The sequence below is a fragment of the Flavobacterium sp. JAS genome (assembly GCF_020991455.1).
In the GTDB taxonomy this organism is placed as follows: domain Bacteria; phylum Bacteroidota; class Bacteroidia; order Flavobacteriales; family Flavobacteriaceae; genus Flavobacterium.
Window position 1 is genome coordinate 187,220 of sequence record NZ_JAJMOX010000004.1, and the last position, 13,262, is coordinate 200,481.

General features: G+C 31.8%; 14 protein-coding genes. 12 read left to right on the top strand and 2 right to left on the bottom strand.

Translation table 11 applies throughout. The annotated features are described in order from the left end of the window. The first annotated feature begins 9 nt into the window (after window positions 1–9). Window positions 10–1,017 carry a glycosyltransferase family 9 protein gene (locus LPB88_RS06770; protein WP_230713879.1) on the top strand — a complete coding sequence of 336 codons (1,008 nt, stop codon included), beginning with the start codon at window positions 10–12 and terminating at the stop codon, window positions 1,015–1,017. Between the two features lie 93 nt (window positions 1,018–1,110). On the opposite strand, the gene LPB88_RS06775 is transcribed toward LPB88_RS06770, so the two are convergent. Both LPB88_RS06775 and LPB88_RS23795 read right to left on the bottom strand, forming a co-directional pair. Then, on the bottom strand, window positions 1,111–1,509 hold the full coding sequence (locus tag LPB88_RS06775) for a hypothetical protein (protein WP_230713881.1): 399 nt from the start codon (window positions 1,507–1,509) through the stop codon (window positions 1,111–1,113). Window positions 1,510–1,768: 259 nt separating this feature from the next. Next, window positions 1,769–2,821 carry a ferredoxin--NADP reductase gene (locus LPB88_RS23795; RefSeq protein ID WP_255673684.1) on the bottom strand — a complete coding sequence of 351 codons (1,053 nt, stop codon included), beginning with the start codon at window positions 2,819–2,821 and terminating at the stop codon, window positions 1,769–1,771. A 127-nt stretch (window positions 2,822–2,948) separates the two neighbouring features. Here LPB88_RS23795 and LPB88_RS06790 point away from each other — a divergent pair, with 127 nt between their 5' ends. The 11 genes from LPB88_RS06790 to atpA all read left to right on the top strand — a co-directional run bounded on the left by LPB88_RS06790 (window position 2,949) and on the right by atpA (window position 13,185). Then, entirely contained in the window at window positions 2,949–4,409 is a 1,461-nt protein-coding gene (locus LPB88_RS06790) for a DUF5687 family protein (protein WP_230713882.1), read from the top strand. A gap of 114 nt (window positions 4,410–4,523) precedes the next feature. Continuing rightward, window positions 4,524–5,219 carry an ABC transporter ATP-binding protein gene (locus LPB88_RS06795; RefSeq protein WP_230713884.1) on the top strand — a complete coding sequence of 232 codons (696 nt, stop codon included), beginning with the start codon at window positions 4,524–4,526 and terminating at the stop codon, window positions 5,217–5,219. Window positions 5,220–5,308: 89 nt separating this feature from the next. Further along, window positions 5,309–7,918 (top strand): tetratricopeptide repeat protein, encoded by a 2,610-nt coding sequence (locus LPB88_RS06800; RefSeq protein WP_230713886.1) that lies wholly within the window; start codon window positions 5,309–5,311, stop codon window positions 7,916–7,918. Window positions 7,919–7,920: 2 nt separating this feature from the next. Further along, a complete protein-coding gene (locus LPB88_RS06805; protein ID WP_230713888.1) occupies window positions 7,921–8,334 on the top strand; it encodes a polymer-forming cytoskeletal protein in 414 nt (137 codons plus the stop codon). Continuing rightward, complete coding sequence (locus tag LPB88_RS06810; protein WP_255673685.1) at window positions 8,300–8,521, top strand: AtpZ/AtpI family protein; 222 nt, start codon at window positions 8,300–8,302, stop codon at window positions 8,519–8,521. The genes LPB88_RS06805 and LPB88_RS06810 overlap by 35 nt, the downstream gene beginning before the upstream one ends. Next, window positions 8,521–8,904 (top strand): hypothetical protein, encoded by a 384-nt coding sequence (locus tag LPB88_RS06815; protein ID WP_230713893.1) that lies wholly within the window; start codon window positions 8,521–8,523, stop codon window positions 8,902–8,904. Before LPB88_RS06810 ends, LPB88_RS06815 begins: the two co-directional genes overlap by 1 nt. 134 nt (window positions 8,905–9,038) lie before the next feature. Next, a complete protein-coding gene (gene atpB / locus LPB88_RS06820) occupies window positions 9,039–10,214 on the top strand; it encodes a F0F1 ATP synthase subunit A (RefSeq protein WP_230713894.1) in 1,176 nt (391 codons plus the stop codon). A gap of 40 nt (window positions 10,215–10,254) precedes the next feature. Beyond that, window positions 10,255–10,458 (top strand): ATP synthase F0 subunit C, encoded by a 204-nt coding sequence (atpE, locus tag LPB88_RS06825; RefSeq protein WP_039113322.1) that lies wholly within the window; start codon window positions 10,255–10,257, stop codon window positions 10,456–10,458. An 83-nt stretch (window positions 10,459–10,541) separates the two neighbouring features. Continuing rightward, complete coding sequence (locus tag LPB88_RS06830; protein WP_089354123.1) at window positions 10,542–11,033, top strand: F0F1 ATP synthase subunit B; 492 nt, start codon at window positions 10,542–10,544, stop codon at window positions 11,031–11,033. 4 nt (window positions 11,034–11,037) lie between these two features. Continuing rightward, complete coding sequence (gene atpH, locus LPB88_RS06835) at window positions 11,038–11,568, top strand: ATP synthase F1 subunit delta (protein ID WP_089354122.1); 531 nt, start codon at window positions 11,038–11,040, stop codon at window positions 11,566–11,568. Window positions 11,569–11,607: 39 nt separating this feature from the next. Further along, window positions 11,608–13,185 (top strand): F0F1 ATP synthase subunit alpha, encoded by a 1,578-nt coding sequence (atpA, locus tag LPB88_RS06840; protein WP_089354121.1) that lies wholly within the window; start codon window positions 11,608–11,610, stop codon window positions 13,183–13,185. Window positions 13,186–13,262 lie beyond the last annotated feature (77 nt).

Consider the following 13,262-nt stretch of genomic DNA (forward strand, 5'->3'; position numbering starts at 1 on the left):
ATAGCCGTCATGAGACTATCCGCAATGGGAGATGTCGCCATGACGGTTCCTGTTTTACGTGCTTTTGTAAAACAGTATCCAAGGGTAAAAATCACCGTAATTTCACGCCCATTTTTTAAACCTTTTTTTGAAGGAATTCCGAATTTGGAATTTTTTGCTTTTGATGAAAAAGAGCGTCATAAAGGTTTTGCGGGACTTTTGAAATTATTTAGTGATGTAAAAAAACTGAAAATTGATGCTTTTGGAGACCTTCATAATGTTTTAAGATCTAAAATTGTGAGTTTACTTTTCGCTTTAAGCGGAAAAAAAAGAGCCACGGTTGATAAAGGAAGAGAAGGAAAAAAGGAATTAACACGTGCCGAAAATAAAATATTCAAGCAATTGCCAACGATGTTCAAAAGACATGCAAAAGTGTTTGAAGAACTTGGTTTTCCTCTGGATTTATCAAATCCAACTTTCCCTGAAAAAGCAAATTTAAGCGCAGATATTCTGGAAATTATTGGAGATCAAAACCAAAAACTAATCGGAATTGCACCTTTTGCACAATATAATTCTAAAGTTTATCCACAGGATTTAATGCAGGAAGTTATTGAAAAACTGGCTGAAAATAAGGGATATAAAGTTTTACTTTTTGGAGGGGGAAAGAAAGAAATAGAGATTTTGGATTCACTTTCGAAACCATTCGAAAATGTAATAAATATGGCTGGAAAAATAAAATTTCAGCAGGAGTTACAATTGATAAGTAATCTTGATGTAATGCTTTCTATGGATTCCGGAAATGCACATATTGCAGCAATGTTAGGTGTAAAAGTAGTAACACTTTGGGGCGCAACACATCCTTATGCAGGATTTTTGCCATTTAATCAAAGTCTTGAAAACGCTTTAACTTCAGATAGAAATAAATATCCAAAATTGCCAACATCAGTTTATGGAAACAAAATTGTTGAAGGTTATGAAGATGCAATGAGATCTATCTCTCCGGAGAAAATAGTTCACAGTATTCAGTCGCAGTTATAGTAGAAAATTCAATAATAAGCTCCAATAAAAAAAATCCAAATTCCAACTTGACAATTGGAATTTGGATTTTTTTTATTGGAATTTTTCAGACTATTATAAATCAAAAAGAAGATATCCCATTGCTTTCTTTTTGTTTCTATCGACTACAACTTTAACAAAATGATTTTCTTTTTCAGTAGCTAGTAAAATATGTTCAAAATCTTCTGTTGAACTTCTATAAACTTTATGTACTAGTTCAGATTCTTTAATTTTTTTTGATAAAATTTTGGCTGCTTTTAATTCATTTACATAGGGCCAAATATTAAAAAAACTATCATTAGTGACTGATATTTCTCTCATTCCATGAATCATTGATGAGTTATATTTTTCTTTCGAAATTAGTTTAGGGCCTTTTCTGTTTCGTCTTTTTATAATTATAAAATAGATGCAAAAAAAAGATGTTACTACAAAAAGTAATATAAAAGATAAACGAAGGTAGTGATGCATTGCCATAGTATTTAATGTTTTAAAAGTTGACAATCAGAAAATTACAATACTAATATAATAAATTTTTAGCATGTTTTTTAAAAAATATTTAAAATGTCACATGCTTTTTTGTTTATTATCTAGAAACATTTTCAAATCGAATACTATACTTTCAAAACAGAAGAGACAATATTGTAAAATTCTGACAAAAAATAGTTCACAAAAAAATCCAAATTCCAATTGTAAAGTTGGAATTTGGATTTTAAATATTTTAGAATTTTAACCTCTAAACATCATCATAATCTATATAAATAGACTCTGATGTTGGATGTGCCTGACAGGTTAAAATTAAACCAGAAGCGATTTCTTTATCTGTCAAAATTGAGTTTTTAGTCATTTCTGCAGTTCCAGAAGTTACACGAGCTAAACAGCTGCTGCAAATTCCGCCCTGGCAAGAATATGGAGCGTCAATTCCTTGTTTTAGAGCAGCATCTAAGATGGTTTGCTTTTGAGACATTTCAAATGAAACTTCGTCATCATCGACTAAAACAGTAATTTTTGTATGACCTTCTAATGAAGTATTGATTTTATGTTCCTGAGTAGAAGACGTAAAAAGCTCAAATTTAATAGCTGATTCTTTTACATTTTTCTCTTTCAAAATATCAGAAACCGTATTGATCATTTCTTCAGGACCGCACAAGAAAAATTTATCAAACTGAAGTTCTTTATGTTTGTTGTTTAGCACAAAATTTACTGCCGATTTCTCGATTCGTCCAAACAATGCATTTTCGGCTTTAGCCTGACTAAAAACATAATGCACGAAAAAACGACCTACATATTGCAATTGTAAATCATGTAATTCCTGATGAAAAATAGTTCCTTCAGGAGTTTTATTTCCGTAAACTAATACAAATGAACTTTTTGGCTCACTTTTTAAAACCGATTTTATAATAGAAAGAACAGGAGTAATTCCGCTTCCAGCAACAAAAGCTGCGTAGTTTTTTTGTCTTTCAGCATCAGGTTCAAAAGTAAATTTTCCTTCCGGATGACCAACTTCAAGAACATCTCCCGCTTTTAATCTGGTATTTGCAAATTGTGAAAACAAACCATTTTTAACTGCTTTTACAGCAATTCTTAATTCGCCGCTTTCTGGTGCAGAACAAATAGAGTAAGCACGACGAATTTCTTGATTATCAAGTGTTAATTTAAGATTTATGTATTGTCCGGCTATAAATTTATAGTCTGGTTTTAGTTCTTCCGGAACATTAAAAAGTACAGAAACGGCGTCGGTTGTTTCGCGTTTTACCTCTTTAATTATGAGTTTTAAAAATGAAGGCATGATTGTATATTTTATGCAAAAGTAGCAAACCACTATTAAATGACAGGTACGAAATTATTTTTTTTAACTTTTTTTGTAATGTTTTCTTACATTTGGTCTCTTACTACAAAACCAAAACCAATTAACCATGATTAAAAAGTTTATTTACCTCGAATGGAAAGCCTTTACCAGATCGGCATCGTTTGGCAAAAGTGTCGCAATGAAAATAGTAATCGGTTTCATGATGATTTATTTTTCACTGCTTTTTATTGGAGGAGGAATTGGAGCATTTTATGTGCTTAAAGAAATGAATCTGGAACCTTTTGAAACTATTAATAGATTCTTGATTTACTATTTCTTATTTGATTTAATTATTCGATTGTTATTGCAGGCGATTCCGGTTCTTAATATTAAGCCTTTATTGGTTTTGCCGTTTAAAAAGCCAACAATTGTTCATTTTTCTTTAGGAAAAACAGCTTTATCTTTTTTCAATTGGCTTCATGCTCTTTTCTTCGTTCCGTTTTCGATTGTGCTAGTTATAGAAGGTTACAGTTTTACAGGAGTTATTTTCTGGAATTTGGCGATTATCGCTTTAATTTATATCAACAATTTTTTAAATATTATTTTAAGTAATATTGATAAATTGTTTGTTGCTTTTCTTGTTGTAATTGTCTCTTTAGCCGGAGCACAATATTATAAGTTGTTTGATATAACGACTTTCACAACACCAGTTTTTCAGGGCTTTTATTCGCAAAAGGGATTGTTTTTGATTCCTGTTTTACTCTTAGTCGGATTGTATCAGCTTACCTTTAAGTATTTTAAGAATAATTTATTTTTGGATGCAGGACTTTCTAAAAAAGAGGATATTGCTACAACCGAAAATCTTTCGTGGCTGAATCAATTTGGAACTTTAGGAACTTTTCTTAAAAACGATATTAAATTGATTAAGAGAAACAAAAGGTCTAAAACGACTATAGTAATGAGTGTAGTCTTTTTGTTTTATGGACTTATCTTTTTCGGAAATTCTCATCAGCCTGAAGTGATGCAAATTTTTGCCGGAATATTTGTTTCGGGCGGATTTTTATTTGTCTTCGGACAGTTTGTACCAAGTTGGGATAGTTCGTATTACCAATTAATGATGACACAGAATATTCCGTATCGCGGTTACATTACTTCAAAATGGTGGCTGATTGTTATTGCCACTTTTGTTTCGACAATTCTGGCTTCTTTTTATCTTTTTTACGGATGGCAAACTTATTTAATCATAGTTGTTGGCGCAATTTATAACATCGGAGTAAATTCTCATTTGGTGCTTTTGGGTGGTGCATTTACAAAAACACCAATTGATTTAAGTAATGCCGGCGGCGCTTTTGGAGACAAAAAAGCATTTAATGTTAATTCGATGCTGCTTTCGTTACCAAAGATATTTTTGCCATTAGTGTTGTATTGGATCGGACTTCATTTTGCTGATAAAACAGTAGGATTGGCATTAGTTGCCGGAGCCGGAGTTTTAGGTTTTATATTTAAAGACAAGGTTTTTTCTTTGATCGAAAAGAGATATAAAATCGAAAAATACAGTACTATAAGTGCTTATAAACAAAAGAATTAATTAGCCAATTTGAAAATATGTCAATTAGATAATTAGCTTCAATTGACTAAATAAAAAAAAATTAAAAAAACATCAAATTAACGATTAACCAAATCAACAATTAAACAGTTAAAAATGATACAAGTAAATCAACTTTCAAAACAATATAACGGTACAACAGTTTTAAACATTAGTAATCTTGAAATTCCAAAAGGGCAGAGTTTTGGATTGGTTGGTAATAACGGAGCAGGAAAAACTACCTTCTTCAGTTTGTTATTAGATTTGATTCAGCCTTCGACAGGATTTATTAAAAACAATGATATTCAGGTAAATACAAGTGAATATTGGAAATCTTTTACAGGATCTTTCTTAGATGAAAGTTTCCTGATAGGTTACTTAACTCCAGAGGAATATTTTTATTTTATTGGAGATTTGCGCCATCAAAACAAAGCAGATATTGATGCTTTATTGATGAAATACGATGAGTTTTTTAATGGAGAAATTTTGAATAACAAAAAATACCTGAGAGATTTATCTAAGGGAAATCAGAAGAAGGTGGGGATAATTGCCACACTTATTGGTAATCCCGAGGTTGTTATTTTAGATGAACCTTTTGCAAATTTAGACCCAACAACAGTTAGCCGATTAAAAAAAATTATTAAAGAATTAGCAGACGATCCAAATGTTACTGTTTTGGTTTCTAGCCATGATTTACAGCATACAGTAGACGTTTGCGATCGAATTGTTGCTCTTAATAAGGGGGAAATCGTAAAAGATATTCAAACTTCAAGAGAAACCTTACAAGAATTAGAGTTGTTTTTTGCAGTATAAGTTTCTAAAGTTTGAAAAAAGAAGTGTATTTTTACAAGTTAATATACTAAATATCTTTTTTAGAAGTTAACTTGATAAACTCTTTTCTATTGAAAAAGAATACTCTAAAATATAGTTTTGTTCTCGTGATTTTACTCTTTTTGATAGCTTGCTCTACCAAAAAGAATTCTTTCTTATCTCGAAACTCACATGCTCTAAGTACAAAATATAATATTTTGTACAATGGAGGAATTGGTCTTGATAAAGGTTTAAAATCTATTCAAGGTAATAATCAGGATAATTTCTGGGAGATTTTGCCTATTGAAAAAATGCAAATTGATGAGAATTTTTCGGAAGCCGAAAAAGCTAAAAATGCCGATTTTGAAAAGGCAGAAACAAAAGCGACAAAAGCTATTCAGAAGCATTCAATGAATATTGGAGGAAGAGAAAAAAATTCGCAAATCGATGAAGCTTATTTGATGCTTGGTAAAGCCAGATATTACGATCAGCGTTTTATTCCGGCACTTGAGGCATTCAATTATATTTTATACAAATACCCAAATAGCAGTAATATTTATACAGCAAAAATCTGGCGCGAAAAGACCAATATGCGTTTAGGAAATGATGCTATTGTTTTAAAAAATATTAAACTATTATTAAAGAATACAGATTTAGACAAACAAACTTTTTCTGATGCGAATGCTTTACTGGCAGAAGCATTTTTAAACTTAGAAGAAAAAGATAGTGCAGTAACGAAACTTGAAATTGCTGAAAAATTTACCAAGGTAAATGAAGACAGAGCACGATACCGTTTTATTTTAGGTCAGATGTATCAGGAGGCTGGAAAAAAAGATAGTGCAAATTATTTTTATGATGGCGTAATCGATATGAATCGAAAGGCTGATCGAAAATACATGATGCACGCTTATGCTAAAAAAGCTGAAATGTTTGATTATGAAAATGGTGACAGGAAATTATTTATCGAATTCTACAATAAATTAGTGGAGGATCGCGAAAACCGTCCTTATTATGATATTCTTTTTTATGAAATGGGTATTTTTTATGATAAATATAAAGTACAGGACAGCGCTCTAATATTTTATAATAAATCATTAGCCAGAAAATCTAAAGATCCTTATTTAGTAGCATCTGCCTATAGAAATATAGGAAACATGTATTTTAAAAATACTGATTATACAATGGCTGCTAAATATTATGACAGCACATTAACAAAATTAGATAAGAAAACCAGAGAATACGCTTTTATTGAGAAAAACCGAAAAAATCTTGATAACGTAATTAAATACGAAGGAATTGCAAAACGCGATGATAGTATTATTAAAGTTAAAGGTTTGTCAGATCCAGACAGAAAAATTTACTTCGAAGGTTATATTGCAGAACTTAAAAAGAAAGATGAAGCAAAACGTATTTTAGAAGCAAAAGAGAAAGAAAAATTAGCCAACATAGATCGAAATACAAATGCTAGTAATTCACCGGTGGCTGTTAATCCAAATTCTACAGGAATGCCTACAGATCCGGGAACACCAATGCTTCCTGGCGGAAACGAGACTGTAAGTACATTCTATTTTTACAATCCTACAACAGTTGCTTACGGAAAACTACAGTTTAAGAAAATGTGGGGAAACAGAACTTTAGGAGGAAATTGGAGATTAGCCGGATTAAGATCTGTTAATAATGCAGCAATGAATGACACGATAAATAACAGTCAAAATGCTGCAAATGTATTGAAAGATACTATTGTTGTTGAAAAATATACAACCGATTTCTATGAAAAACAGCTTCCAACAACGCAAATTGCAATGGATAGCATTAACAAGGAACGTAATTTTTCATACTATCAATTAGGACTTATTTATAAAGAAAAGTTCAAAGAATACAATTTGGCTAGCGACAAACTCGAACAATTATTAAAAAATAATCCGGAGGAAAAATTGATTTTGCCATCAATGTATAATTTGTATAAAATATATCAGATTACAAATCCAGCGAAAGCCGAAAAAGTAAAATCTGATATTACTTCGAATTATCCAAATTCGAGATACGCGCAGATTTTAAACAATACCAATCCAGATGATTTAGCTTCACCTGATAAAGAATACCAAAAATGGTATAAGTTGTTTGAGGAAGAACAGTTTGATACCGTTCTGGACAATATTGATAATTTGATTAATCAATATTCTGGTGACGAAATTGTTTCTAAATATGAATTATTAAAAGCAAATACTTTAGGAAAAGTAAATGGTTTAGCTGCTTATAAAAAAGGACTGGAAGCAGTTGCTGATAATTATCCAAATAGTGAAGAAGGTAAAAATGCCCGAGAGATTCTGGAGAAACAAATTCCAAGTTTAGAAAAACTTGATTTTACTACCGTTGACAATAAAAATTGGAAAATTATATATGTGATTGCAAAGGAAGATACGAAAGCACTTAAAAAAATTGAAGAGGCGATTAAAGTATTTTTGTTAGTTGAAAATTATGAGAGATTAACAACTTCTTTTGATAAATACAATAGAACGCAAAGTTTTGTAGTTATTCATGGTTTAAAGTCTGAGGCTTATGCCAAAGATATTTCAGAACTTTTTAGAGATGATAAAAAGTATAAAATCACACAACCTGCAATTATCATATCGAGTGATAATTATAAAGTGATTCAAATTAAAAAAAATCTCGAAACTTATTTAGCCCCCAAAACCCCATAATAATGTTTGATAAAGTCAAAAAAAACGGAACAGAACTCTTAGGAAAAACAAATAGAATAGTAGAAGGAACCTCAATTGTTGGTGATATCGTTTCAAAAGCAGATTTTAGATTAGACGGAGAATTGATTGGAAATTTTACTTCGCAAGGAAAATTGGTTATTGGAGCATTAGGAATTATAAAAGGAGAAATCGTTTGTAATAATGCTGATATTGAAGGAGAATTTCAAGGAAAAATAAAAGTACTGGAAGTTCTTAATATAAAAGCAACAGCTCGTATTCATGGAGAAGTTGCAGTTGGAAAATTATCTATCGAACCAGGAGCAGAGTTTACAGCAACCTGTGCGATGATAACACCTACCACTAAAGAAGTTACATTAAAAGATGGAAAAGGAGCCGAAGAAAAACTCAAACAATAAATGGCTAGTATTTGTTAATATTCCCATTCAAATGGGAGTCATTATTTTTATATTTTCCTATCTGGGAGTTAAGCTAGATCAGAAGTATTCGAATGGTGGTTCTTTGTGGACAATTATTTTTTCTTTATTTTCGGTTTTTTTAGCACTTTATAATGTTTTAAGACAAGTAAAAAATTTGAATAAATAATGAACAAAACTACCGATTTTCTAAAGTATTTCCTTCCTTTCTCTATTGTATTATTTGTTGCGCAATATTTTGCCATGCAATTCCTATCAGATAAATTTGTCTTCTTGTACTCAGCATGGAGTATTTATTTATTTAATATTGTAGCAACATTTTTGGTATATCTCTTTTTGATTTTTGTACATAAGAATTTTGCAAATTATACAGGATTTGCTTTTCTTGGCGCAAGCTTTATTAGAATGATGGCTGCTATCGTTTTTTTAATTCCTTTGATAAAAGCACATGTTAAAAATCCGATTGTTGACATTAGTACATTTTTTATCCCTTATTTTTTATTTTTACTTTTCGAAACATATTTCACAATTCGCTTAATAAACAAAGGTTAATTGCTTTATTAACAGTAAGATTGCGTATAAAAAACTTAAATATTAAAAATTACACCCATAAATTTTCAATTTTCAATTTTAAATGTACCTTTGCAAAAAATTTTTGGAACCTAAAATTAGATACAGATTTAATAATGATAATTTCAAATAAACCAGTCCAGTACTTATTAGTTACCTTATTAGCACTTACTTCGTCGACAAATTTTGCTTCAACTCCTGTTGATAGTGTTTCTGTGAAACATGAAACAGTTGAGACAGTAGAAGGAAATCATGGAGAAGCAAGCGCTCATGGAGGAAATGTTGGTCACAAGATCGAAGAAGAATTTAACGCTAGTGAGTTGATTAATTCACATATTGGAGATTCGCATGATTTTCATATCGCTGATTGGGATGGGCATCCAATTTCTTTTAGTCTTCCAGTTATCTTATGGACGAATAACGGATTGGAGATTTTTTCATCTGCAAAATTTCACCACGATAATTCAGGTGAACATATAGTTGATATTAACGGTGAGAAATTAGTTCGTTATAAAGAAGTAATTTTTTATGCAGATAAATTTGAAACAATGACGGCTGATCAGAAAAACACTGGTGCTTTTGCTTTCGATGCAAGACCTTTAGATTTTTCTATCACTAAGAATGTTTTTTCTATGTTGATGTCTGCAATTATTTTGTTCTTCTTATTTCTTGCAGTAGCAAGGTCTTATAAGAAAAACGAAAAAGCACCAACAGGATTAGCTGGATTCTTAGAACCGCTGGTTACTTATGTTAGAGACGAAATTGCTGTTCCAAATATTGGTACAAAAAAGGCTGGAAAATATATGCCATACCTTTTGACAATCTTTTTCTTCATTTGGATTAATAATCTTATTGGATTAATTCCTTTCTTCCCATTCAGTTCTAACTTAACAGGTAATATCTACTTTACATTTGTAATGGCATTTATCACTTTCATCGTTACAACTTTAAGTGGAAACAAATCTTACTGGGGACATATTTTCAACACACCAGGAGTTCCTGTGTGGTTGGCTCCAATCATGATTCCTGTAGAAATTATCGGAATGCTTACTAAACCATTTGCATTAATGATTCGTTTATTTGCAAACATTACTGCAGGGCACATTATCATTTTGAGTTTAGTTTCTTTAATCTTCATTTTCAAAAGTATTGCTGTAGGACCAGTTGCCGGAGCATTCGTATTGTTCATGAGTGTATTAGAAATGTTGGTTGCTGCTTTGCAAGCGTATGTATTTACTTTGCTTTCAGCATTATTTATTGGTCAGGCTGTTGAAGAGCACGATCATCATTAATTAGAGTTTTATTAATTATTAACTATATAAATTTATTATTATGGTATTAGCTGGAATCGGAGCTGGATTAGCTGTAATTGGTGCAGGTCTTGGTATTGGAAAAATTGGTGGTTCTGCAATGGACGCTATCGCTCGTCAACCAGAAGCTGCTGGAAAAATTCAGACTGCTATGATTATTGCTGCTGCACTTATTGAAGGTGTTGCTCTTTTCGCAGTAGTTGTTGCGTTAATCACAAACGCATAATTAAAAAATTAAACTTCCTGTAGCGGTTGGCTTCAGGAAGTTTTTTCAAAAAAACGACAAACAAAATTTAAATATATACTGTTATGCAATTAACTTCACCAGAAAGTTTAATTTTTTGGACAACAATTATCTTTATTGTTTTCTTCATTCTTTTGGCAAAATTTGCTTGGAAACCGATATTAGGAGCTGTAAAAAGCCGTGAGGAATCTATCAACAATGCTTTAGCATCTGCAGAAGCAGCACGTTTAGAAATGCAGAATTTAACTGCAGACAATGAGCGTATCTTGAAAGAAGCTCGTGCAGAACGTGATGCAATGTTAAAAGAAGCTCGTGAAATGAAAGAGCAAATGATAGCTGATTCTAAAAATGAAGCACAAGAGCAAGGTCAAAAATTGATTGCTCAAGCTAAATTGGCAATAGAAAATGAAAAAAATGCTGCTATGGCTGAATTGAAATCACAAGTTTCAACTTTATCATTAAGCATTGCTGAAAAATTATTGAAAGAAGAATTATCTAACAAAGAATCTCAAACTAAATTAGTGGAGAAATTGTTAGGTGACGTAAAGTTAAACTAAGATTATGGCAAGTACAAGAGCAGCAATTCGTTATGCACAAGCAATTCTGGACTTAGCAAACTCTAAAGGTGTTGCCGAAGCTGTCAGTAACGATATGAAATCAATTGCTTCAACAATTGGTTCCAATATAGAATTGAGTACCTTTATCCAAAGCCCAACTAAAGTTGAAGTTAAAGAAAGTGCTCTTTTAGAAGTTTTCGCAAATGTAAATGGTGTAACTAAAGGGTTATTTCATTTATTGTTCGAAAATAAAAGATTTGAAATTCTTGAGGCAATAGCTCTTGAATACAATAAATTATTTGATCAAAGTAATGGTGTTGAAGTAGCGAAAGTTACAACAGCAATTCCTATGGACGCTGCTTTAGAAGCTAAAGTTTTGGCTAAAATTGCAACTTTATCAGATAAAAAAATAACAATAGAAAATATAGTAGATCCGTCAATTATTGGAGGATTTATTTTAAGAATAGGTGATCAACAATACAATGCTTCTGTTGCAAACAGATTGCAGGTATTAAAAAGAGAGTTAAGTAATTAGTTTTATTACACATAAAAGTGTCTAAATTATAAATTTAAGATGGCGGAAATCAAACCTGCTGAAATTTCAGCAATATTAAGAAAGCAAGTAGAAGGTTTTGAATCTGGTGCTACGCTAGAGGAGGTAGGAACGGTACTTCAAGTTGGAGACGGTATTGCTCGTATTTACGGGCTATCTAATGTACAATATGGTGAGTTAGTTGAATTTGACAACGGACTTGAAGCTATTGTATTGAACCTTGAAGAAGATAATGTTGGTGTGGTACTTTTAGGACCATCAACAGGAATCAAAGAAGGATCAACAGCAAAAAGAACACAACGTATTGCTTCTCTTAAAGTAGGTGAGCAAATGGTAGGACGTGTAGTTAACACTCTTGGTTTTCCAATTGATGGAAAAGGACCAATTGGTGGAGATTTATACGAGATGCCTCTAGAAAGAAAAGCTCCTGGAGTTATTTTCCGTCAACCGGTAACTGAACCATTACAAACAGGTATTAAAGCTGTTGATGCTATGATCCCAGTTGGTCGTGGACAACGTGAGCTTGTTATTGGTGACCGTCAAACAGGTAAATCAACTGTTTGTATCGATACAATCTTAAATCAAAAAGAATTTTACGATGCAGGAAAACCTGTATTCTGTATATATGTTGCAATTGGGCAAAAAGCTTCAACTGTAGCAGGAATTGCTAAAATGTTAGAAGAAAAAGGTGCAATGGCTTATACAGTTATTGTTGCAGCTAATGCTTCTGATCCAGCTCCAATGCAAGTTTATGCTCCTTTCGCAGGTGCTGCAATTGGAGAATATTTTAGAGATTCAGGTCGTCCGGCTTTAATTGTTTATGATGATTTATCTAAACAAGCTGTTGCTTACCGTGAGGTTTCTCTTTTATTAAGAAGACCACCGGGACGTGAGGCATATCCTGGAGACGTTTTCTACTTACACTCTCGTTTATTAGAGCGTGCATGTAAAGTAATTGCAGATAATGGAATTGCTAAAAACATGAACGATTTACCAGATTCTATTAAGTCTATCGTAAAAGGTGGTGGTTCATTGACTGCTTTACCAATTATCGAAACTCAGGCTGGTGACGTTTCTGCATACATCCCAACAAACGTAATTTCGATTACAGATGGTCAGATTTTCCTTGATGGAGATTTGTTCAACTCTGGAGTTCGTCCTGCGATCAACGTAGGTATTTCTGTATCTCGTGTTGGAGGTAATGCTCAGATTAAATCTATGAAAAAAGTTTCTGGAACTTTAAAATTAGACCAAGCTCAATTCCGTGAATTAGAAGCTTTTGCTAAATTTGGTTCTGACTTAGATTCAGTTACTTTAAACGTAATTGAAAAAGGAAAAAGAAACGTTGAGATCTTGAAACAAGGTTTGAACGATCCTTATCCAGTAGAAAATCAAGTAGCTATTATTTATGCAGGTTCTAAAAACTTATTGAAAAGTGTTCCTGTAAATAAAGTAAAAGAATTTGAAGCTGATTTCTTAGCTTACTTAAACAGCAAACATAAAGATACGCTTAACGCGTTGAAAGCTGGTAAGTTAGATGACAACATTACAGATGTTATCGAAAAAGCAGCAAAAGAAATTTCAGCAAAATATATCTAATTAGATAATTCGTTAATTAGATAATTAGAAAATATCTCAGGAGACTTTCTAATTATCTAATTTTCAAATTGTCACAT

Coding starts and splice junctions, on each gene's coding strand:
- LPB88_RS06770 (WP_230713879.1), top strand. CDS start 10: ATGAGACTATCCGCAATGGGAGATGTCGCCATGACGGTTCCTGTTTTA.
- atpA (WP_089354121.1), top strand. CDS start 11,608: ATGGCGGAAATCAAACCTGCTGAAATTTCAGCAATATTAAGAAAGCAA.
- atpB (WP_230713894.1), top strand. CDS start 9,039: ATGATAATTTCAAATAAACCAGTCCAGTACTTATTAGTTACCTTATTA.
- LPB88_RS06805 (WP_230713888.1), top strand. CDS start 7,921: ATGTTTGATAAAGTCAAAAAAAACGGAACAGAACTCTTAGGAAAAACA.
- atpH (WP_089354122.1), top strand. CDS start 11,038: ATGGCAAGTACAAGAGCAGCAATTCGTTATGCACAAGCAATTCTGGAC.
- LPB88_RS23795 (WP_255673684.1), bottom strand. CDS start 2,821: ATGCCTTCATTTTTAAAACTCATAATTAAAGAGGTAAAACGCGAAACA.
- LPB88_RS06830 (WP_089354123.1), top strand. CDS start 10,542: ATGCAATTAACTTCACCAGAAAGTTTAATTTTTTGGACAACAATTATC.
- LPB88_RS06790 (WP_230713882.1), top strand. CDS start 2,949: ATGATTAAAAAGTTTATTTACCTCGAATGGAAAGCCTTTACCAGATCG.
- LPB88_RS06795 (WP_230713884.1), top strand. CDS start 4,524: ATGATACAAGTAAATCAACTTTCAAAACAATATAACGGTACAACAGTT.
- atpE (WP_039113322.1), top strand. CDS start 10,255: ATGGTATTAGCTGGAATCGGAGCTGGATTAGCTGTAATTGGTGCAGGT.
- LPB88_RS06775 (WP_230713881.1), bottom strand. CDS start 1,509: ATGGCAATGCATCACTACCTTCGTTTATCTTTTATATTACTTTTTGTA.
- LPB88_RS06810 (WP_255673685.1), top strand. CDS start 8,300: ATGGAAAAGGAGCCGAAGAAAAACTCAAACAATAAATGGCTAGTATTT.
- LPB88_RS06815 (WP_230713893.1), top strand. CDS start 8,521: ATGAACAAAACTACCGATTTTCTAAAGTATTTCCTTCCTTTCTCTATT.